18 protein-coding genes are annotated in these 18,503 nt (G+C 71.9%); 8 read left to right on the forward strand and 10 right to left on the reverse strand.

All coding sequences use genetic code 11. The features are described 5' to 3' along the window. Positions 1–33 precede the first annotated feature (33 nt). Genes V6V89_RS24680 through hutH form a run of 4 tightly spaced genes read left to right on the forward strand, consistent with a single transcriptional unit; the run spans position 34 to position 5,172 of the window. The gene (locus V6V89_RS24680; protein WP_334621706.1) at positions 34–1,182 is read left to right on the forward strand and encodes an allantoate amidohydrolase; all 1,149 of its coding nucleotides are present in this window, start codon (positions 34–36) and stop codon (positions 1,180–1,182) included. Then, complete coding sequence (locus V6V89_RS24685) at positions 1,179–2,465, forward strand: formimidoylglutamate deiminase (protein WP_334621687.1); 1,287 nt, start codon at positions 1,179–1,181, stop codon at positions 2,463–2,465. Before V6V89_RS24680 ends, V6V89_RS24685 begins: the two co-directional genes overlap by 4 nt. Then, a complete protein-coding gene (hutI, locus tag V6V89_RS24690) occupies positions 2,462–3,640 on the forward strand; it encodes an imidazolonepropionase (protein WP_334621689.1) in 1,179 nt (392 codons plus the stop codon). Before V6V89_RS24685 ends, hutI begins: the two co-directional genes overlap by 4 nt. After that, a complete protein-coding gene (hutH, locus tag V6V89_RS24695) occupies positions 3,637–5,172 on the forward strand; it encodes a histidine ammonia-lyase (RefSeq protein ID WP_334621690.1) in 1,536 nt (511 codons plus the stop codon). The genes hutI and hutH overlap by 4 nt, the downstream gene beginning before the upstream one ends. A gap of 163 nt (positions 5,173–5,335) precedes the next feature. Here hutH and rdgB read toward each other — a convergent pair whose 3' ends face one another. From rdgB to V6V89_RS24715, 4 genes are all read right to left on the reverse strand, one after another. Continuing rightward, positions 5,336–5,947 carry an RdgB/HAM1 family non-canonical purine NTP pyrophosphatase gene (gene rdgB, locus V6V89_RS24700; RefSeq protein WP_334621691.1) on the reverse strand — a complete coding sequence of 204 codons (612 nt, stop codon included), beginning with the start codon at positions 5,945–5,947 and terminating at the stop codon, positions 5,336–5,338. Between the two features lie 43 nt (positions 5,948–5,990). Then, the gene (gene rph, locus V6V89_RS24705; protein ID WP_334621692.1) at positions 5,991–6,716 is read right to left on the reverse strand and encodes a ribonuclease PH; all 726 of its coding nucleotides are present in this window, start codon (positions 6,714–6,716) and stop codon (positions 5,991–5,993) included. Positions 6,717–6,857: 141 nt separating this feature from the next. Further along, positions 6,858–8,000, reverse strand: coding sequence for a glycosyltransferase family 4 protein (locus tag V6V89_RS24710; protein ID WP_334621693.1), 1,143 nt, complete (start codon positions 7,998–8,000; stop codon positions 6,858–6,860). Between the two features lie 75 nt (positions 8,001–8,075). Next, entirely contained in the window at positions 8,076–8,822 is a 747-nt protein-coding gene (locus V6V89_RS24715) for an MBL fold metallo-hydrolase (protein ID WP_334621694.1), read from the reverse strand. Positions 8,823–9,084: 262 nt separating this feature from the next. Here V6V89_RS24715 and V6V89_RS24720 point away from each other — a divergent pair, with 262 nt between their 5' ends. Continuing rightward, positions 9,085–9,492 (forward strand): hypothetical protein, encoded by a 408-nt coding sequence (locus V6V89_RS24720; RefSeq protein WP_334621695.1) that lies wholly within the window; start codon positions 9,085–9,087, stop codon positions 9,490–9,492. Between the two features lie 25 nt (positions 9,493–9,517). Here the strand turns inward: V6V89_RS24720 and V6V89_RS24725 are convergent, their stop codons facing one another. The 6 genes from V6V89_RS24725 to V6V89_RS24750 form a co-directional block, all read right to left on the reverse strand. After that, positions 9,518–10,483, reverse strand: coding sequence for a PLP-dependent cysteine synthase family protein (locus V6V89_RS24725; protein WP_334621696.1), 966 nt, complete (start codon positions 10,481–10,483; stop codon positions 9,518–9,520). 11 nt (positions 10,484–10,494) lie between these two features. Next, positions 10,495–10,815: a MoaD/ThiS family protein gene (locus tag V6V89_RS24730; RefSeq protein WP_334621698.1), complete on the reverse strand. Its 321-nt coding sequence runs from the start codon at positions 10,813–10,815 to the stop codon at positions 10,495–10,497. 54 nt (positions 10,816–10,869) lie between these two features. Further along, a complete protein-coding gene (locus V6V89_RS24735; protein ID WP_265251490.1) occupies positions 10,870–11,355 on the reverse strand; it encodes a M67 family metallopeptidase in 486 nt (161 codons plus the stop codon). 140 nt (positions 11,356–11,495) lie between these two features. Next, positions 11,496–11,996 carry a DUF2017 domain-containing protein gene (locus V6V89_RS24740; RefSeq protein ID WP_334621707.1) on the reverse strand — a complete coding sequence of 167 codons (501 nt, stop codon included), beginning with the start codon at positions 11,994–11,996 and terminating at the stop codon, positions 11,496–11,498. Between the two features lie 16 nt (positions 11,997–12,012). Then, on the reverse strand, positions 12,013–12,303 hold the full coding sequence (gene clpS, locus V6V89_RS24745; protein WP_334621699.1) for an ATP-dependent Clp protease adapter ClpS: 291 nt from the start codon (positions 12,301–12,303) through the stop codon (positions 12,013–12,015). Positions 12,304–12,384: 81 nt separating this feature from the next. Continuing rightward, positions 12,385–13,728 carry a hypothetical protein gene (locus V6V89_RS24750; protein ID WP_334621700.1) on the reverse strand — a complete coding sequence of 448 codons (1,344 nt, stop codon included), beginning with the start codon at positions 13,726–13,728 and terminating at the stop codon, positions 12,385–12,387. 233 nt (positions 13,729–13,961) lie between these two features. Between V6V89_RS24750 and V6V89_RS24755 the strand changes: the two genes are divergently transcribed. The 3 genes from V6V89_RS24755 to V6V89_RS24765 all read left to right on the forward strand — a co-directional run bounded on the left by V6V89_RS24755 (position 13,962) and on the right by V6V89_RS24765 (position 17,814). Further along, positions 13,962–14,639: an ATP-binding protein gene (locus tag V6V89_RS24755; protein ID WP_334621701.1), complete on the forward strand. Its 678-nt coding sequence runs from the start codon at positions 13,962–13,964 to the stop codon at positions 14,637–14,639. Positions 14,640–14,807: 168 nt separating this feature from the next. Continuing rightward, the gene (locus tag V6V89_RS24760; protein WP_334621702.1) at positions 14,808–16,526 is read left to right on the forward strand and encodes a helix-turn-helix transcriptional regulator; all 1,719 of its coding nucleotides are present in this window, start codon (positions 14,808–14,810) and stop codon (positions 16,524–16,526) included. Between the two features lie 10 nt (positions 16,527–16,536). After that, complete coding sequence (locus V6V89_RS24765) at positions 16,537–17,814, forward strand: nicotinate phosphoribosyltransferase (RefSeq protein WP_334621703.1); 1,278 nt, start codon at positions 16,537–16,539, stop codon at positions 17,812–17,814. The last annotated feature ends 689 nt before the right edge of the window (positions 17,815–18,503 follow it).

Here is an 18,503-nt window from a genome sequence, read left to right on the forward strand (position 1 = left end):
GGCGCCGCACGACCGAGCGAACCACAAAGCACCGTGACCGGCTTCCGGGAGCTGTGGGACCAGCTCGCCCCGATCGGGCGCGACCCGGGCAGTGGCGGCTACCTGCGGTACGCGTGGACGCCAGCCGAGATGGCGTGCCGCGAGTGGTTCCGGGCGCAGGCGGACGCGCGGGACATGCCGGTCGAGGAGGACGGCAACGGAAACCTCATCGCGTGGTACGGCACCGGCCCCGGGCCGGCGGTGCTCACCGGCTCGCACTTCGACTCCGTGCCGCACGGCGGGGCGTACGACGGTCCGCTGGGGATCGTCAGCGCGTTCCTGGCCGTCGACCGACTGCCGCGGCCACGTCGCCGGCCGATCGGCGTCGTCGCCTTCGCGGAGGAGGAGGGCGCGCGGTTCGGCGTACCGTGCCTCGGGTCGCGGTTGCTCACCGGCGCCATCGAGCCGGCGCGGGCGGCCGCGCTGACCGATCGCGACGGGGTCACCGTCGAGGCGGCCCTGGGCGCGCGCCCTACCGGTCCCACCGGCCTGCTCGACCGGGTCGACTGCTACGTGGAATTGCACATCGAGCAGGGACGGGCGCTCGACGTGCCGGTTGGTGTGGGCACCGCGATCTGGCCGCACGGCCGCTGGCGCCTGGACTTCACCGGCGAGGCCAACCACGCCGGCACCACACGCATGGCCGACCGCCGCGACCCGATGCTCACGTACGCGTACACGGTGCTCGCAGCCAACAAGGAGGCCCGGCTGCGGGGGGCGCACGCCACGGTCGGCCGGGTTTCCGTCGAGCCGAACGCCACGAACGCGGTGCCGGCGCTCGTGCGGGGCTGGCTGGACGCCCGCGCCGCCGACGCGCAGACGCTGAGCGGGCTCGTCGAGGCGGTGCACAAGCGGGCAGTCGACCGGGCGGCGCGGGACGGCACCGTTGTCACCCTGACCGAAGAGTCGGTCAGCCCGGTGGTCGGGTTCGACGGCGGGCTGGTCGACCGCTGCGCCAACCTGTTGGGCGCGCCCGTACTCCCGACAGCAGCCGGCCACGACGCCGGCGTGCTGTCGGCCCACGTGCCCACGGTGATGCTGTTCGTGCGCAACCCCACGGGCATCTCGCACTCCCCCGCGGAGTACGCGACCGACGAAGACTGCGAGGCGGGCGTCGAGGCGTTGGCGGCGGTGCTGGCATGAGCGCGTATCACGCCGACTGGGCCTGGGTGGACGGAGCACCCACCCGCGACGTGCTGATCGAAGTGAATGATGGGCGCATCACCGCAGTCACGGCGGGTGCGCCTCCGCAGGGGACACGGCTGCCGGGGCTGACGCTGCCAGGGCTGGCCAACGCGCATTCGCACGCCTTCCACCGGGCGCTGCGTGGCCGGGCGAACGTGCGCGGCACCTTCTGGCACTGGCGGGAGCGGATGTACGAGCTGGCCGCCCGGCTCACCCCGGACACGTACCGCGACCTGGCCCGCGCCACGTACGCCGAGATGGCGCTCGCCGGCATCACCTGCGTGGGCGAGTTCCACTACTTGCACCACGGTCCGGGCGGCACCCGGTACACCGACCCGAACGAGATGTCGGCCGTGCTCGTCGAGGCCGCGGCCGAGGCCGGCATCCGCATCACGCTGCTGGACGCCTGTTACCTGACATCCACCGTCGACGGCCAGCCACTGTCAGGCGTGCAGGAGCGGTTCGGCGACGGCGACGCGGAGCGCTGGGCCGCGCGCGTCGACGCCTTCAAGCCGCCCACGCACGCCCTGGTCGGTGCGGCCATCCACTCGGTACGCGCCGTGCCGGCCGAGCAGATACCCACCGTCGCCGAGTGGAGCGGACCGCTGCACGTCCACCTCTCCGAGCAGCGCGCCGAGAACGACGCGTGCCACGCGTACCACCACCGCACCCCCACCGAGCTGCTCGCTGACGCGGGCGTGCTCGGCCCCCGCACCACCGCCGTGCACGCCACCCACCTCACCGACGGTGACCGCACCGAGCTGGGCGACACCGAGACCGGCGTGTGCCTCTGCCCCACCACCGAACGCGACCTCGCCGACGGTGTCGGGCCCGCCCGCGCGCTCGCCGACGCTGGCAGCCCGCTCGGCCTCGGCAGCGACAGCCACGCCGTCATCGACATCCTCGAAGAGGCGCGGGCGATGGAGCTGGACGAGCGGCTGCGCACCGAACGCCGGGGTCACTTCACCACCGCCGAGCTGGTGACAGCCGCCACCGCACACGCGGTGCTCGGCTGGCGGGACGCCGGCGCGCTCACCCCCGGCTGCCGAGCCGACCTCGTGACGGTCACATTGGACAGTCCCCGCACGGCCGGCACCGGTCCCGACGGAGCCCTCTTCGCGGCCACAGCCGCCGACGTCACCGGGGTCGTGGTCGACGGCCGCGAGGTCGTACGCGACGGGCGCCACCTGACGATCGACGTACCAGCAGCACTCCGCGACGCCATCAAGGCGGTCACATGAATGCACCCCGCAACCTGTTGATAGACAACATCGGCGAGCTGGTCACGAACGAGCCGCGCATGGGCAAGGGTCCGCTCGGGATCGTCCAACGCGCCGCCATCCTCGTCGAGGACGGCGCGGTCGCCTGGGTGGGCCGGTCGGCGTACGCCCAGCCGGCCGACCGGCGGCTCGACGTCGAGGGCGCCGCCGTCCTCCCGGGCTTTGTGGACAGTCACGCCCACCTCGTGTTCGCGGGCGACCGGGCCGCGGAGTTCGCCGCGCGGATGGCCGGTGAGCGGTACAACGGCGGCGGCATCCGCACCACCGTCGCCGCCACCCGTGCGGCCAGCGACGACGACCTGCGCGACACCGTCGGGCGCCTGCGCCGCGAAGCGCTGCGGCAGGGCACCACCACGATCGAGATCAAGAGTGGGTACGGCCTGAGCGTCGCCGACGAGGAACGGTCGCTGCGGATCGGTCGCGAGTTCACCGACGAGACGACGTTCCTCGGCGCCCATGTCGTGCCCAGCGAGTACGCCGGTCGCGTCGACGACTATGTCGGCCTCATCTGCGGCCCGATGCTGCACGCCGCCGCACCGTACGCCCGCTGGATCGACGTGTTCTGCGAGCGGGGCGCCTTCGACGCCGACCACTCGCGGGCGATCCTGACCGTCGGGCAGGCCGCCGGGCTGGGTGTGCGGGTGCACGCCAACCAGCTCGGCCCCGGGCCGGGTGTGCGGCTGGCCGTCGAGCTGGGTGCCGCCAGCGCCGACCACTGCACGCACCTGAGCGCCTCCGACGTGGACGCGCTGGCTGGGTCGTCCACTGTGGCCACCCTGCTGCCGGGCGCCGAGTTCTCCACCCGTTCGCCGTACCCGGACGGTCGCCGGCTGCTCGACGCCCGGGTGGCAGTCGCCCTCGCGACCGACTGCAACCCCGGTTCCTCGTACACGTCCTCGATGCCCTTCTGCATCGCGCTCGCGGTGCGCGAGATGGGTATGACTCCGGCGGAGGCGGTCTGGTCCGCCACCGCGGGCGGCGCGAAGGCGCTGCGCCGCACGGACATCGGTGTCCTGCGGCCCGGCGCCCGAGCCGACCTGACCGTGCTCGACGCACCGTCTCACCTGCACCTGGCCTACCGGCCCGGCGTTCCACTCATCCGCCACGTCATGCACAACGGGGTGCTGCTCGAATGACCGTCACCGTACTGCCCACCGGGGTCTCCCCCGCCGACGTCCACGCCGTCGCCCGCTCCACCGAGCGGGTCACGCTGGCGCCGTCCACACTGGACGCCATGGCCACGAGCCGCGACATCGTCGACCGCATCGAGCGCGACGGCCGGCCCGTCTACGGCGTCTCCACCGGCTTTGGCGCGCTCGCCAACACGTTCATCGAGCCGGCGCGCCGGGCCGAGCTCCAGCACGCGCTGATCCGGTCGCACGCGGCCGGCGTCGGCGCGCCCATGCCGCGCGAGGTCGTCCGGGCGATGATGCTGCTGCGGGTGCGCTCGCTGGCACTGGGCCGCTCGGGGGTACGCCCGCTCGTCGCCCAGGCCCTCGTCGACCTGCTCAACCACGACATCACGCCGTGGGTGCCCGAGCACGGCTCGCTCGGCGCGTCCGGCGACCTCGCCCCGCTCGCACACTGCGCGCTGGTGCTGCTGGGCGAGGGCTGGGTACTCGACAAGTCCGGCTCGCGGCTCGACGGCGGCGAGGCGCTGCACCGCGCCGGGCTGCGACCGATCGAGCTGTCCTCAAAGGAGGGTCTCGCGCTCATCAACGGCACCGACGGCATGCTCGGCATGCTGCTGCTGGCGATCGAGGACGCCGGTCACCTCTTCACGATGGCCGACGTGACCGCGGCCCTGGCCATCGAGGCGATGCTCGGCACCGACCGGCCGTTCCTGCCGGAGCTGCACGCGATCCGGCCGCACCCGGGGCAGGCCGTCTCTGCGGCCAACATCCATCGGCTGCTGCAGGACTCAGGAGTGATGGACTCGCACCGCAACGACATGGTGCACGCCGTGCAGGACGCGTACTCGATGCGCTGTGCGCCCCAGGTGGCCGGCGCCGCCCGCGACACGCTCGGTTTCGCCACCTCCGTGGCCGACCGCGAGCTGGCCAGCGTCGTCGACAACCCGGTCGTACTGCCGGACGGCCGCGTCGAGTCGACCGGCAACTTCCACGGCGCACCGCTCGGCTTCGCTGCCGACTTCCTCGCTATCGCCGCGGCCGAGGTCGGCGCGATCGCGGAACGACGGGTCGACCGCCTTCTCGACGTGTGCCGCTCCCGCGACCTGCCGGCGTTCCTCACCCCTGACCCGGGAGTCAACTCGGGCCTGATGATCGCCCAGTACACCGCCGCCGGCATCGTCGCCGAGAACCGGCGGCTGGCGTCACCGGCCTCAGTGGACTCCGTGCCCACGTCCGGCATGCAGGAGGACCACGTCTCGATGGGCTGGGCCGCGGCCGTCAAGCTGCGCCGCGTGCTCGACAACCTGACCAGCCTGCTCGCCGTCGAGTTGCTCGCCGGGGTACGCGGTCTCCAGCTGCGCGCGCCGCTGACACCGTCGCCTGCCGGCCGGCTCGCGATCGCCGCCGTGGAGCGCTTCGCCGGCGCGCCAGGCCCGGACGTGTTCCTGGCCCCGGTCCTCGAACAGGCCCGAGCGACCGTAACAGGCCGAGATCTACGCGAAGCGATCGAACGCGAGCTGGGCCCGCTCCTCTAGGCCCTGTCCTGTCGATCATGTCGAGCCGAGGCGAGGCCCAGGCGGCGATCCGGTGGTGACGGGCGGAAGGTCGCATACCGGTGTTGTATGCGGCCTTTCGCCCGGTGCCGCCGGTCGTCGTCTGGGCCCGCCGCAGGGCCGGCAATGATCGGCAGGACAGGGCCTAGCTCGGGAGGGTCTTGGCGATCACCTTGGCGAGCGCGCGGAACGCCTTGCCCCGATGGCTGATCGCGTCTTTCTCCTCGGGCGTCAGCTCCGCGTTGGTCCGGGCCTGGCCCTCCGCCATGAAGATCGGGTCGTACCCGAACCCGCCCTCACCGCGCGGCCCCCGGATCAGCCGGCCCGCCTGCCGCCCGTCGACCAGATGCTCCTTGCCGCCCGGCAGCACCAGCGCCGCCGCGCACACGAACGCCGCACCGCGGTGCTCGTCGGGCAGGTCGGAGATCTGGGCGAGCACCAGCTCCAGGTTGGCTTTGTCGTCGCCGTGGCGCCCGGCCCAGCGGGCGCTGAAGACCCCTGGCATCCCGCAGAGCGCGTCGACCGCCAAGCCGGAGTCGTCGGCGACCGTCGGCAGCCCCGTGTACTTGACGCCCTCGCGCGCCTTGAGCAGCGCGTTTTCGCCAAACGTCAGGCCGGTCTCCGGCGCCTCCGGGTACTCCGGCACGTCGCCGAGCCCGACGAGCTCGATCGCGTGCCGGCCGAGCGCGTGGTCGAGGATGCGCTGCAACTCGACGAGCTTCTTCGCGTTGCGCGTGGCGAGCAGCAGCTTGGTCATGCGCGACCCCCGCAGAATCGTGGAGCGAACCGAGTTGGGTGCCTCATGCGAGCGCCGCCTGCTGGATCGCGGCTAGCTCGCGGCAGCCCGCCACGCCCAGGTCGAGCAGCGTATCGAGCTGTGCCCGATCGAACACACCGGACTCGCCCGTGCCCTGCACCTCGACGAAGTCACCCGCGCCGGTGCAGACGATGTTCATGTCGACGTCGGCGGTCACGTCTTCCTCGTAGCAGAGGTCGAGCCGCGGCTCACCCTTGATGATCCCGACGCTCACCGCTGCCACCGACCGGTGCACCGCGTCGCCCGGCTTGCCGGCCAGCAGGCCCTGCTTCGCCATCCAGGTGACCGCGTCGTGCAGCGCGGCGTACGCCCCGGTGATCGCGGCGGTGCGGGTGCCACCGTCCGCCTGGAGCACGTCGCAGTCCAGCACGACGGAGTTTTCGCCGAACGCCTTCAGGTCGATGCACGCCCGCAGGCTGCGGCCGATCAGACGGGAGATCTCGTGCGTGCGGCCACCCACGCGTCCCTTGATGCTCTCCCTGTCGGAGCGGGTCGTCGTGGCGCGCGGCAGCATGCTGTATTCCGCGGTCACCCAGCCCAGACCCGAACCCTTGCGCCAGCGGGGCACGCCCTCGGTGACACTCGCCGTACACAGCACTCTGGTGGCGCCGAACTCCACCAGGACCGAGCCTTCGGGGTGCACGCTCCACTGCCGGGTCAGCGTCACCGGACGCAGTTGGTCGGGCTGCCGCCCATCAGGTCGTCCCATGCCGCCACCCTATGCGGCCCTCGACCCACCCCGCCTGCTACCCCGCCGTTAGCCACGATGGCGGCACGCTGGCGAGCCTCTCGTTACGGCCGCTCCGGGTTCGGAGGCGGTTGGCGAGCCGCACGATCTTGCGGGGTGCGTTCATGCCGCGACCGGGACCTGGGTCGGTACCCCTGGCCCGGACAGCACCGCGCGGTAGTGGGCGATGAGCTCGTCGCCAATGGCCGCCCAGGAGCGCGTGGCGACCTCGGCGCGCGCGGCACTGCCGTACCGCTGCCGCAGCTCGGGGTTCGCGACCAGCTCGGCTACGGCGGCGGCGAGCGCGGCACCGTCACCGGGTGGCACGAGCGAGCCGGTCAGACCTGGGGTGACCAGGTCAATCGGTCCGCCCGAAGCCGGTGCGACGACCGGCAGCCCGCTGGCGAGCGCCTCCTGCACGGTCTGCCCGAACGTCTCGTACGGTCCCGTGTGCGCGAAGACGTCCAGGCTCGCGTAGAGCCGGGCGAGCTGCGCGCCGTGGCGGGCGCCGAGAAACAGCGCGCCCGGCAGCGCCTTCTCCACGTCGCGGCGGGCCGGCCCGTCCCCGATCACCACGACGCGTACCCCGGGCAGCTTGCAGGTCTCCGCGAGCAGATCCACGCGCTTCTCGGCGGCCAGCCGGCCCACGTACCCGACCAGCACCTCGCCGTTCGGAGCCAGCGCCCGGCGTACCAGCTCATGGCGCCTGGCCGGCGCGAACCGCTCGGTGTCGACGCCACGCCGCCAGAGCCACACGCGCTGTACCCCGTGCCCGACCAGGTCGGCGGCCGCACGGGTGGATGGCGCCAGGGTGCGGTCGGCGCCGTTGTGGATCGTGCGCAGCCACCGCCACGCGGTGGCCGCCCCCCAGCCGAGGTACGTGCGGGCGTAGCTGGCGACGTCCGTCTGATACACGGCCACGGACGGCAGTTGGTGCTGGCCCGCGAGCGCCACGCCACGCGCGCCAAGCAGGAACGGGCTGGCCAGGTGGACGATGTCCGGCGCGTGTGAGATCAGCGCGTCGGCGAGCCGAGGGCTGGGCAGCCCGAGGCGGAGGCCCCGGTAGCGCGGCATCGGCATGCTCGGCACCCGGACGACCGGGTACGGGTGGGCACCGGTTACGCCGCGCGCCGAAGAAGCCGGCGCGGGAGCGATGACCATCGGTGTGTGACCGGCGTCGACCAGGTGCTCGGCGATGCGGATGACGGAGTGCGCGACGCCGTTGACGTCCGGGGGGAACGACTCCGTGATGATCGCGATACGCATGCGCCCACCGTGAGGGCGGTGCAGGTGCGGCAGGCTACGCCCGGCTGACGCATCGGCGAACAGTGGCGCACAAATTCAGACCTCGTACCGGGCTCCAGGCCTGACGATCTCGATCGGCCCCGAAAAGGCCCCTGACGCGGCATCCCACGTGTCGGCCTCGCTGCCCCACGCGGCCACCAGGTGGGTGAGCAGCAGCTGGCCGACGCCGGCCTTGGTCGCCACCTCGCCCGCCTCGCGGCCGGTGAGGTGCAGGTCAGGTGGGTTGTCGGCGCCGTCGATGTAGCTCGCTTCGCAGAGGAACAGGTCCGCGCCCATGGCCAGGCGCACCAGCGCGTCGCACGGCGCGGTGTCCGACGAGTACGTGAGCACGCGGCCGTTGGACTCCAGGCGCACACCGTAGGTCTCGACGGGGTGATTGACGCGGTCGACGGTCACCGTGAACGGGCCGATCGGGAACGTGCCCGGCTGCAGCCCGTAGAACGTGTACACGTCGTCGACCGGGCCCTCTTCCTGGCTGTACGCCGCGGCGATGCGGTCCGGCGCGCCAGCCGGCGCGTACACCGGCAGGGCCGGCAGGGGACCGCTCGGGTTGTACCGCCGCACGACGACGTATGTGCAGGCGTCCAGCATGTGGTCACAGTGCAGGTGCGTCAGCAGGATCGCGTCCACGGCGCGCAGCCCCGCGTACCGCTGGAGGGCCGACAACGAACCGGAGCCGAAGTCGATCAGCAGCCGGAACCCGTCCTCCTCGACGAGGTAGGCCGAGCAGGCCGATTCAGGCCCCGGAAAACTACCGGCACAGCCGAGCACAGTCAGTCGCATCCAGTAGCCCCGAAATCACCCACTGCGATCGACAGTCGCTCGCCGGCGCGACCGAAGATCCGTGCCGACCTGTCTGCCACGGTGCGCAGCCTACGCCGTGACCTGCTCCCGACAGAAAGAACCGCACCAACATGTCGGCAAGGCGACATGATCCGTGGGAATGGTGCGTTCTGCGAGACAAGCGAGGTCCACCGTTACGAGGAGTGACACACGACAGTTGCACATAGTGAAGTAACCACACAAGACGAAGGGCGGCGCCGGCGTGAGCGAAGCCGAAGAGATGTCTCTGGCCGAAGGGCTCGGTCTCCGGATCCAGCGCGACGAGGTACGCGAGCCCAGCCCCACCCCGACCGGCATGGCCCGGATCTTCCGGCTGCCCGGTTGGGACGATCCGGCGCCGCCGACCACCCGGCTCGCGGCGATGTGCGGATGGGCGGCGGTGCTGGGGCTCGTCGGCCTGGCGATCGCGATCCGGGGGTTCTTCGCTGTGCTGGGTGGCAGCGTTCCCGCCTGGTACGAGCCCGCGATGGCAGCCGTCGGGGTGACCGGCATCGGGCTGACGGTGGGCGCTTTCATGTCAGTCCAGCGCCGCCTGCTCCCCTGGCTGATGCTCGCGGCCGCGACGATCCCCTTGATCGCCGCCGTGATCCTGACCGTCCGCACCCTCTAGCGGTACGAGGGCGGCGGCCGCCGCCCTAGGCCCAGAGTTGGCCTTCCAACGCGTCCTCGGCCTCGGCCAGCGTGCCGCCGTAGGCGCCCGTGGACAGGTACTTCCAGCCGCCGTCGGCGACGATGAACGCCACGTCGGCCCGCCGGCCCGCCTTGACCGCCTCGTGCGCGACCGCCAGCGCGGCGTGCAGCACCGCTCCCGTCGAGAACCCGACAAAGATCCCTTCGACCTCGACGAGCTGCCGCGTGCGTAGCACCGCGTCGCGGGTGCCGACCGAGAACCGCCGGCTCAGCACGCTCGCGTCGTACAGCTCCGGCACGTAACCCTCGTCGATGTTGCGCAGGCCGTACACCAGCTCGCCGTAGCGCGGCTCGGCCGCCACGATCTCGATGCCCTCGACCTTTTCCCGCAGGTACCGTCCGGTGCCCATGAGCGTGCCGGTGGTGCCGAGCCCGCCGACGAAGTGGGTGATCGTGGGCAGGTCGCGCAGCAGCTCGGGCCCGGTGGTCTCGTAGTGGGCGCGGGCGTTCGCCTCGTTGCCGTACTGGAAGAGCATGACCCAGTCGGGGTGCTCGGCCGCGATCTGCTTGGCCGTGGCGACCGCCTGGTTGGATCCGCCCGCCGCCGGCGAGAAGATGATCTCCGCGCCGTACATGCGGAGGAGTTGGACGCGCTCGGTCGACACGTTTTCCGGCATCACGCACACCAACCGGTATCCGCGTAGCTTCGCCGCCATGGCGAGCGAGATGCCGGTGTTGCCGCTGGTGGGCTCGAGGATCGTGTCGCCGGGCCGGAGCCGGCCGGCCTCCTCGGCGGCCCGGACCATGAACAGTGCGGCCCGGTCCTTGACCGAACCGGTCGGGTTGCGATCTTCGAGCTTGGCCCACAGCCGCACCGGCGGCGCCCCTTCGGGCACCACCGGTGACAGGCGTGGCAGACCGACGAGCGGCGTGTTGCCGCACGCGTCAAGCAGGCTTTCGTACCGCGCCATCGCGGCCAGCCCTACAGGCGGTTGCCGAGCATCGCGGCGGCCGCGGCGAAGCCGAAGGCGCCGCCGGCGACGGCCGGCAGGATGGTGACGGTGTCACCATCGGACAGCTTGGCGTCCAGCGCGCCCAGGAAGCGGACGTCTTCGTCATTGACGTAGACGTTGACGAAACGGTGCAGACCACCCTCGGGCGTCACAAGGCGCCCGCGCAGGCCGTTGTACTTGGCGTCCAGATCGGACAGCAGATCGGCGAGCGACTCACCCGCACCCTCGACGGCCTTCGCGCCGCCGGTGTAGTTGCGCAGGATGGTGGGGATGCGAACCTCAATGGCCATGACAGAAAAGCTCCTCGGAAAAGATCTCGACAACGGTTCAGGGACGGTGAACGCTCAGCGCGAACACTCGTAGTCGACCGTCGTCGGGCTCTGCCCGAACATGTACGTCTGAACGGCGTGCGGGTCCACGGTCGCATCAACGATCCGGACCGGCTCTTCGGTTACGGCCCCGTCCACGATGCGGAACGACCGGATTTCTTCGACGTCTGGCTCGCGGGTGGAGACCAGCACGTAATGAGCGCCGGGCTCGCCAGCGAGCGAGATGTCGGTGCGCGACGGATACGCCTCGGTGGCGGTGTGCGAGTGATAGATCACAACCGGCTCTTCGTCACGGTCGTCCATCTCGCGCCACACCCGGAGCTGCTCCATCGAGTCGAACCGATAGAACGTCGGCGACCGCTCGGCGTTTTCCATGGGGATGTGCCGGAGCGGCTGGTCGCTGCCGGCCGGGCCCGCGATCACACCGCACGCCTCGTCCGGGTGGTCCCGGCGGGCGTGGGCGATGATCGCGTCAACGATCGCCCGGTCGATGGTCAGCACGACGACCAGCCTACCTCGTGCGGTCGTCAATCCGTGACGAGCTGTGCCTGGCGCAACAGCGCCGCGGCGGGCGGGCTGGTCGCGCGACCGGCGGAAGGACTCCGCCCGCCGCTGTCGACGTGGAACCCTCCCCCGACGAGCTAGCGAGCCTCGACTAGGGCGTTGAGCAGGGACTCCTGTAGGTAGCCCAGGTAGGCGTAGACGCTGAGCTGGAAGACGCGGCTCGACGTGGGGTCACGAAGGACCGCGTCGTCCAGCTCCTCGCCGAGGTCGGTGTCGGCCTTGATCTCCAGCCGCACCCCCATCGCGAGCCGGGCGTCGTTGAGCGCCCGCAGCCACGCCTCGGCCTCCTCGCCGTCGAGCCGGACCTCCCCGCCGCCGTCGCCGGGCAGCACCGCGAGGATCGCGCCGGCCTGGTCGATCTTGCTGGTCTTGAGGTCGCCCTCGGTGTATCGCCGGAACTCCGCGGAGTTGTGCGGATCTTCCGGGTAGATGTCTGGAAAGAGCCGCTCGACCACCGGATCTTCGTGGTCGAAGCCCTCGCTGAGCAGGCCGACGACCTCAGACGCGACCTTTCTCAGCACACGCACCTCGTCGGCGGCGAAGGTCGCCACGCAGTGCGTGCCATGCCGGCGGAACATGCTCACAAAAGCCCCTTCAGGCCTTGTCGACGGTGGCCCACAACCCGTACGCGTGCAGCTGCGACGCGTCGTGCTCCATGCGCTCGCGGGCACCGCTGGACACCACGGCCTTGCCCTTGTGGTGCACATCCAGCATCAGCTTCTCGGCCTTGTCGCGGCTGTAGCCGAACAGTTTCTGAAAGACCCACGTTACATAGGACATCAGGTTGACCGGGTCGTCCCAGACGATCGTCACCCATGCCCGGTCCGCGACCGGCACCTCGTCAGTGCCCGGGGTCTCGACCGGTGCAACCTGTGGAGCTGCCATGCCCACCATCGTGCCACCGGTTTCGGGCAATCGAGGAACCATACGACTACCGGTATGCCCTGTCGTGCTCCGAATCTCTGATTAGATCAGCAAGATCCCGTGGTCGATCGCCTCGGCGATCACGCCACCGAGCGACCGATGCAGCATCTCGAATCGGCGCGACACCTCTTTGAGCAGATCCAGCTCGACCCCCCGGATGGCGTGCTGCAGCCAGCTACGGGCACGGTTGGGGTCGGAGTTCACCGGACTGCGCCAGTGTTGATAGCAGGCACCTGACAGGCCGAGCCCAAGCGGCGGGAGCACCGCCCACCCCGGGTCGGTGTCATACGCCGCCAGCGCGGTCACCGCGCCACCACCTGTCACGGCGGCCACGCCGGCGGTACTCGTGATGAGCAGGACCCGCTCCAGCTCGCCGCCGTCGTCGCTGTAGTCGGCGAACCCGCGGCGGACCGCGATCGTGACCCGGCGGCGGACGCCGGCCACCGGCGGCTCACCCAGCACTAGCGTGAGCATCTCGTCGAGGACGCGGTCGGCGGCCGCGTCGCACTCGGCCACCGTGCGCAGCGACAGCGCGTGCATCTCCCGGTCGAGCGCGGCCGGAAGGCCCTCGCACCCGGTGCCGAAGACGATGTCGTGCACGCAACGCAGGTGGACGTTGGCCAGCTCGATCGCCAGCCGCTGCCGGACCAGCCGGGCGGCGCTGCGACACATCCGGTCGAGCCGCGCGGCCCAGTCGGACTCGTGCGCGCTCGACCCGACCGCGATGCGCCCCTCCGCACCGGGCAGCACCGGGGGGTTGATGCTCGCCCGATGGAGGCCCTCGACGCCGGCCCACGCCACCAAGGCGCGGCGCAGGTAGGCCGGCTCGGCGTCGCCGGTGAACCACGACGCGCCCTCGAACTCGGGCAGGCGCTCGCGCGCGGCATCCACCTCGCTGGTCGGGCCATCGACCGCGAAGAACAGCGCCGCCGGCAGCTCAGCGGCGACCGCGAGCAGATCGCGCTCGGCGCGCTCCGGCAGCTGGTCGCCCAGCGCGTACACCAGCGCGCCGCCGCGCCGCACCACGTCGAGCAGGACGCGGTTACCGGCAACTCCGAGGGTACGCAGGTCGGGACCCTCGATCAGCGAGAAATGCCGCAGTAACGGCTCGGACCCGCCCACCTCGATCCGGCGCGGTGGCCGGGCCGGCACGGCGTTGCCGCTCGACGGCTCGAAGGGGTACGGCTGGGGCTGGCGGGCGCCTGGCAGATAGGCGCGCGCCTCGCCGGCCTTGCCCGGGCGCACCACGAGGTAGCTGCCGGTCGGGGTGGCGAGGACTGGACCGTCACGTCCCAGCAAGGCGCCGATGAGCCGGCCGCGCCAAGGGCCCACGACGACGACCGCGGTCGGCTCGTCGGGCAGGGGCTCAATCAGTGTCGCGCGCATCTGAATCTTGCGCCGTCGCCGCACCTCTCCCGTTGTCGCAGACATCACCGTCTGGGCCTCCAACTGTGCGTGCGGCCCACCATTCGTACCGTTACCGTGCCGGGCCATCGAACCGTACGGGAGCGGTTACCGAACGCGACAGGAGGACGACTACTCAGCGCCGACCACTCCGCTACTCAACTTCCACCGTTAGGCGGTCAGCGGGCTGCGGCGCCCGTCGATATCCTGACCCGATGGGCCCGTGGCACTTCGTCGGCCGGGCCGATGAGCTGCGGCGTCTCGTGACGGCAGCCACCAGTGGCACCGGCCGCGGTCTCATTCTCAGCGGCACCGCAGGCATCGGCAAGAGTCGTTTGCTACGCGAGGGCGTCGCCAGCCTGCCCACCCACAAGTACGCGGTGTGGACCGCCGCCGCCAACATCGCCGCTGCCGGGCTGCCGTTCGGCGGACTCGCCCAGGTGCTGCCGGCCGATCAGCCAGCCGGAGTATCGCCGGCGGGCCTGCTGCGATGGGCCGTCGAGGCGCTGCACCACCAGGCCGCGGGCCGGCCGATCGTGCTCGCGGTCCACCACCGCCGACAACAAGGCCCTGCTCGCCGTGATGCTCGGCGGGCCGGTCGACTCCTCGTCGGCCGACCGGCTGTGGCGGCTCTCCGCCGGCAATCCGCTGCTGCTGCGCGAGCTGGTCATCGCGGCGTCCGACTCGGCCGAGCTGACCCAGCTGTACGGGATGTGGCGGTGGACCGGGCAGTTCGAGCTGGCACCCCGGCTGACCGACCTGATCGACGCCCGCATCGGCGATCTGAGCGACGAGGTGCGCGCGGTCGTCGAGCTGGTAGCCGATCGGCCTACCGCTGCTCGTCCGCGCCACCAGCGACGCCGCCGTCGAAAGCGCCGAGGAGCGCGGCCTGATCCGGCTGGCGCAAAGCGACCGGCGGCACAACGTCCGGCTGGCCCACCCGCTGTACGGCGAGGTGGTGCGCCAGCGCTGCCCGGCCACTCGCACCATGCGACTCAAGGCCCCAGCTCGCCGCGCTGGTCGAAGAGGCCGGCGCGCGTCGCCGCGACGACCTGCTGCGGGTGGCCGTGTGGCGGCTCGACTCCGGCACCGCACAGGACTCTCACCTGCTGCTGGAGGCGGCAGCGCAGGCTTTCAGCCGGTTCAACGTGCACCTGGCCGCCCGGCTGGCGCGTGCCGCGCTGGAAACCGGTGGCGACTTCGAGGCGGGCGAGTTGCTGGCGACGATCCTGATGTTCAGCGAGCAGCCCGACGCGGCGCTGTCCGTTGTGGAGTCAGTGCGCGACGAGATCGACTCGGATCAGCGGCGCAGCCGTTGGCTGACCGTGCGAGGGCTGGTCTCGTACTGGGGACTGGGCCGGGAGTCGGCAGTACACGACCTGGCGAAGGAATCGCCCACGGTGACCGACTCCGGGCACCGCGCGCGGGTCCAGGCGTTCGAGGCGATCATGCGCCTGCACCGGCGCGACAGCGCCGAGGCGCTGCGCCTCTCACGCGAGATCATCGACCGGCCCGCGGCGCCCGTGGCGGCACGGGCACTGGCCCAGTGCGTGGTCGCGCACCTGGCGGCCGCGCAGGGCAAGCTCACCCGCAGCGCCCGCGCCATCGCCGGCGTGGTGGCCGACGCGCCACAGTGGCGGGTCGAGATGCCGTACCTCCAGCTCGCCCTCGAACTGGCCCGCGGCACCCGCCTGACGATCGCCGGCGACCTGGAGGGCATCGACGCGCTGGTCGCCGACGAGTTCGCCGACCTGGCCGACGCGGGCGACTTCCGGCTCGGCTCCGGGTATCTCTCGGTCATCCGGGCACAGGGCGCGCGGCTGCGCGGCCAGAGTGCCGAGGCGCTGCGCGGCAGCCTCCAGGCGTGTGCGGCGCTGGCGACCAGCCGGGTCTTCGCCGGTCTCGCGCACGCCGAGCGGGCGTACGCGGCCGCGCTGCGCGGCGATGCGTCCGAGTCCGCGGCGGCGCTCGCCGACTCCGACCGCACGCAGACCCGCGGCATGGCGGTGCTGTACCCGTGGCGCGAGCAGGCGCGTGCCTGGGTGGCCGCGTGCGCGGGCGATGTCGAGGTCGCGATCAAGCTGCTGAGCGATCTGGCCACGCGGCTGCGCGCCGACGGGTTCGCCGGGCACGAGGCCCTCGCGCTGCACGACCTGGTGCGACTCGGCTGCGCCAACCTGCCCGTCACGTGGGCCGCTGACGGCTCGCTTTCGCCTGGGCCGGACGGCTCGCCGGGGAAGGACGGCTCGCTTTCGCTCGGAGCGGACGGCTCGCTTTCGCTCGGGGCCGGCGCTGAGCCGCAGACCGTCGCGCAGCGGCTGTCCGAGCTGACCGGGGTGGTCGACGGCCCGCTGGTCGAGCTGATGGCGCTACACGGGCGGGCCACCGCCGACGGCGCCGAGCTGATGACCGTGGCCGACGCGTTCGCGCGGCGCGGGCTGCTGCTCTACGCGGCCGACGCGGCCGCGATGGCCGCGCTGCGACTGCGGACGACGAAGTCGCCGCTCGCGCCGGAGGCCAGCGCCCACCTCGGCGACCTGCTCGGGCGGTGCGACACGCTGCACACCCCCGCGCTGCGGGCCGCCCGGCCACCGCTGACCGAGCGGGAACGCGAGGTCGCCCGGCTCGCGGCGGCCGGTGTAGCCAGCAAACAGATCGCGGAGCAGCTGTTTCTCTCCGCGCGCACCGTCGAAAACCACCTCCAGCGGGTCTACCGCAAGCTCGGGATCACCAACCGGAGCGAGCTGTCTCACGCCCTACAGGCACGCGCCGAGCCATAGGCTTGACCACGTGACGATCGCCCTCCTCACCGACCACTACGAGCTGACCATGCTGCGCGCCGCGCTGCTCGACGGCACCGCTGACCGGCGCTGCGTGTTCGAGGTGTTCGCGCGGCGGCTGCCGACCGGCCGCCGGTACGGCGTGGTCGCCGGCACCGGCCGGCTGATCGACCTCGTGCGCGACTTCCGGTTCCAGGAGGAGGAGGTCGCGCAGTTACGCACGCATGGCGTGGTCGACGACCAGACCGCCGCCTGGCTGTCCGACTACCGGTTCCGCGGCGACATCGACGGCTACGCCGAGGGCGAGCTGTACTTCCCCGGTTCGCCGATCCTGACCGTTTCGGGCACATTCGCGGAGTGCGTGATCCTGGAGACCCTGGTGCTGTCGGTGCTCAACCACGACTGTGCCATCGCCGCGGCCGCCGCCCGCATGGTGACCGCCGCGCGCGGGCGCCCGGTGATCGAGATGGGCTCCCGGCGCACGCACGAGGAAGCCGCCGTCGCATCGGCGCGCGCCGCCTACCTGGCCGGATTCGAGTACACGTCGAACCTGGCCGCCGGATACCGGTACGGGATACCGACCGCGGGCACGGCCGCGCACGCGTTCACGCTCCTGCACGACGACGAGCCGGCGGCGTTCGCCTCGCAGGTGGCCGCGCTCGGCAAGCAGACCACGCTGCTCGTTGACACATACGACATCAGCCAGGGCATCCGCAACGCCATCGCGGTCGCCGGGCCGGAGCTGCGCGCCATCCGCCTCGACTCCGGTGACCTGTCGGTGCTGGCGCAGCAGTCCCGCGAGCTGCTGAACTCTCTCGGCGCCACCGACACGAAGATCATCGTGTCGGGCGACCTCGACGAGCACGCGATCGCCGCGCTCGCCGCCGAGCCGGTCGACATGTACGGCGCGGGCACGGCCGTGGTGGTCGGCTCCGGGGCACCCACGGCAGGGCTGGTCTACAAGCTGGTCGAGGTCGACGGGCGGCCGGTCGTGAAAAGGTCGGAAAACAAGGCCACGGTCGGCGGCCGCAAGACCGCCATCCGCCGCCACAAGCCCACCGGCACCGCCACCGAGGAGATCGTGGTGTCGCAGGGGGTGCCCGACCACAAGCTGGGCGACCGGCTGCTCCAGCACTCGTACGTGGTGACCGGCGAGCCAGTCGACCTGCCGACCCTCGACGAGTCGCGCGCCCACCTGCGTGCTTGCCTGATCTCCATCCCCTGGGAGGGCCTGAAGCTGAGCGCCGGCGACCCAGCCGTCCCAGTAACCGTCGTCCCAGCCCCGTAACACCCTTCCCCCGCCCCGCTCGCCCCTTGCCGCTCACCCCTTGCCGCTCGCCCCTTGCCGTCGATCAAGGGCAAACGCACGTGGTTCGATCTCTTTTCCACGTGCGTTTGCCCTTGATCAATGGACTCTTCCTTGATCGGCGGCGCCGGGCGGGCAAGGCGCAGGGCTCATCACGTGGGCCACGGCGCGGTCCGGCGCTACACCGCCCGCAGGCGGAGCGCGTCCGGAACGCGCCGCATGTGCGCCGGGCCCAGGGCGCTGCGGCTCGACACAGGCCCTACGCGGGCGTCCGCGCGCTCGCACTGTCGGGGAAGGTGCCGCAGCCTCATGGACCTGGGGCCGCAGCTTCGGGGATGTTGCGGCGCCTCGGCATGGCGGGCGCGGCGACTGCGGCGATCCGGTACCCCTCTGCGGGCAGCCGGTCGCCATAGTCGCCGCCCGCAGAGCCCACGCCACGCCCGCTGAGCCCACGCCACGCCCGCTGAGCCCCCCGGCGCCCCCGCGCCACGCCCCTCCCACCCACCGCCCCCTCGCGTGGTCTGCCACCGTGCGCGCTACGCGTGCAGGACCGGCGTCGGGAGATCGAGCGGCGCTCGCGGCCATGCGCCGATCAAGGGCGATTGCATCGATCAAGAAACCCTGGCCCTTCGGGCCACCCGCAGGTGGGTGAAACTCGTGGTGGCGTCGCT

Source organism: Micromonospora sp. CPCC 206061 (assembly GCF_036906915.1).
In the GTDB taxonomy this organism is placed as follows: Bacteria; Actinomycetota; Actinomycetes; order Mycobacteriales; family Micromonosporaceae; genus Phytohabitans.

What these genes read in the sequence shown, in the direction of transcription:
- rdgB (WP_334621691.1), bottom strand. Translation starts at nt 5,947, where the DNA reads ATGACCAAGCTGCTGCTCGCCACGCGCAACGCGAAGAAGCTCGTCGAG.
- clpS (WP_334621699.1), bottom strand. Translation starts at nt 12,303, where the DNA reads ATGGCAGCTCCACAGGTTGCACCGGTCGAGACCCCGGGCACTGACGAG.
- V6V89_RS24710 (WP_334621693.1), bottom strand. Translation starts at nt 8,000, where the DNA reads ATGCGTATCGCGATCATCACGGAGTCGTTCCCCCCGGACGTCAACGGC.
- V6V89_RS24685 (WP_334621687.1), top strand. Translation starts at nt 1,179, where the DNA reads ATGAGCGCGTATCACGCCGACTGGGCCTGGGTGGACGGAGCACCCACC.
- V6V89_RS24725 (WP_334621696.1), bottom strand. Translation starts at nt 10,483, where the DNA reads ATGGCGCGGTACGAAAGCCTGCTTGACGCGTGCGGCAACACGCCGCTC.
- V6V89_RS24740 (WP_334621707.1), bottom strand. Translation starts at nt 11,996, where the DNA reads ATGTTCCGCCGGCATGGCACGCACTGCGTGGCGACCTTCGCCGCCGAC.
- V6V89_RS24715 (WP_334621694.1), bottom strand. Translation starts at nt 8,822, where the DNA reads ATGCGACTGACTGTGCTCGGCTGTGCCGGTAGTTTTCCGGGGCCTGAA.
- V6V89_RS24750 (WP_334621700.1), bottom strand. Translation starts at nt 13,728, where the DNA reads ATGCGCGCGACACTGATTGAGCCCCTGCCCGACGAGCCGACCGCGGTC.
- V6V89_RS24730 (WP_334621698.1), bottom strand. Translation starts at nt 10,815, where the DNA reads ATGGCCATTGAGGTTCGCATCCCCACCATCCTGCGCAACTACACCGGC.
- hutH (WP_334621690.1), top strand. Translation starts at nt 3,637, where the DNA reads ATGACCGTCACCGTACTGCCCACCGGGGTCTCCCCCGCCGACGTCCAC.
- V6V89_RS24755 (WP_334621701.1), top strand. Translation starts at nt 13,962, where the DNA reads ATGGGCCCGTGGCACTTCGTCGGCCGGGCCGATGAGCTGCGGCGTCTC.
- rph (WP_334621692.1), bottom strand. Translation starts at nt 6,716, where the DNA reads ATGGGACGACCTGATGGGCGGCAGCCCGACCAACTGCGTCCGGTGACG.
- hutI (WP_334621689.1), top strand. Translation starts at nt 2,462, where the DNA reads ATGAATGCACCCCGCAACCTGTTGATAGACAACATCGGCGAGCTGGTC.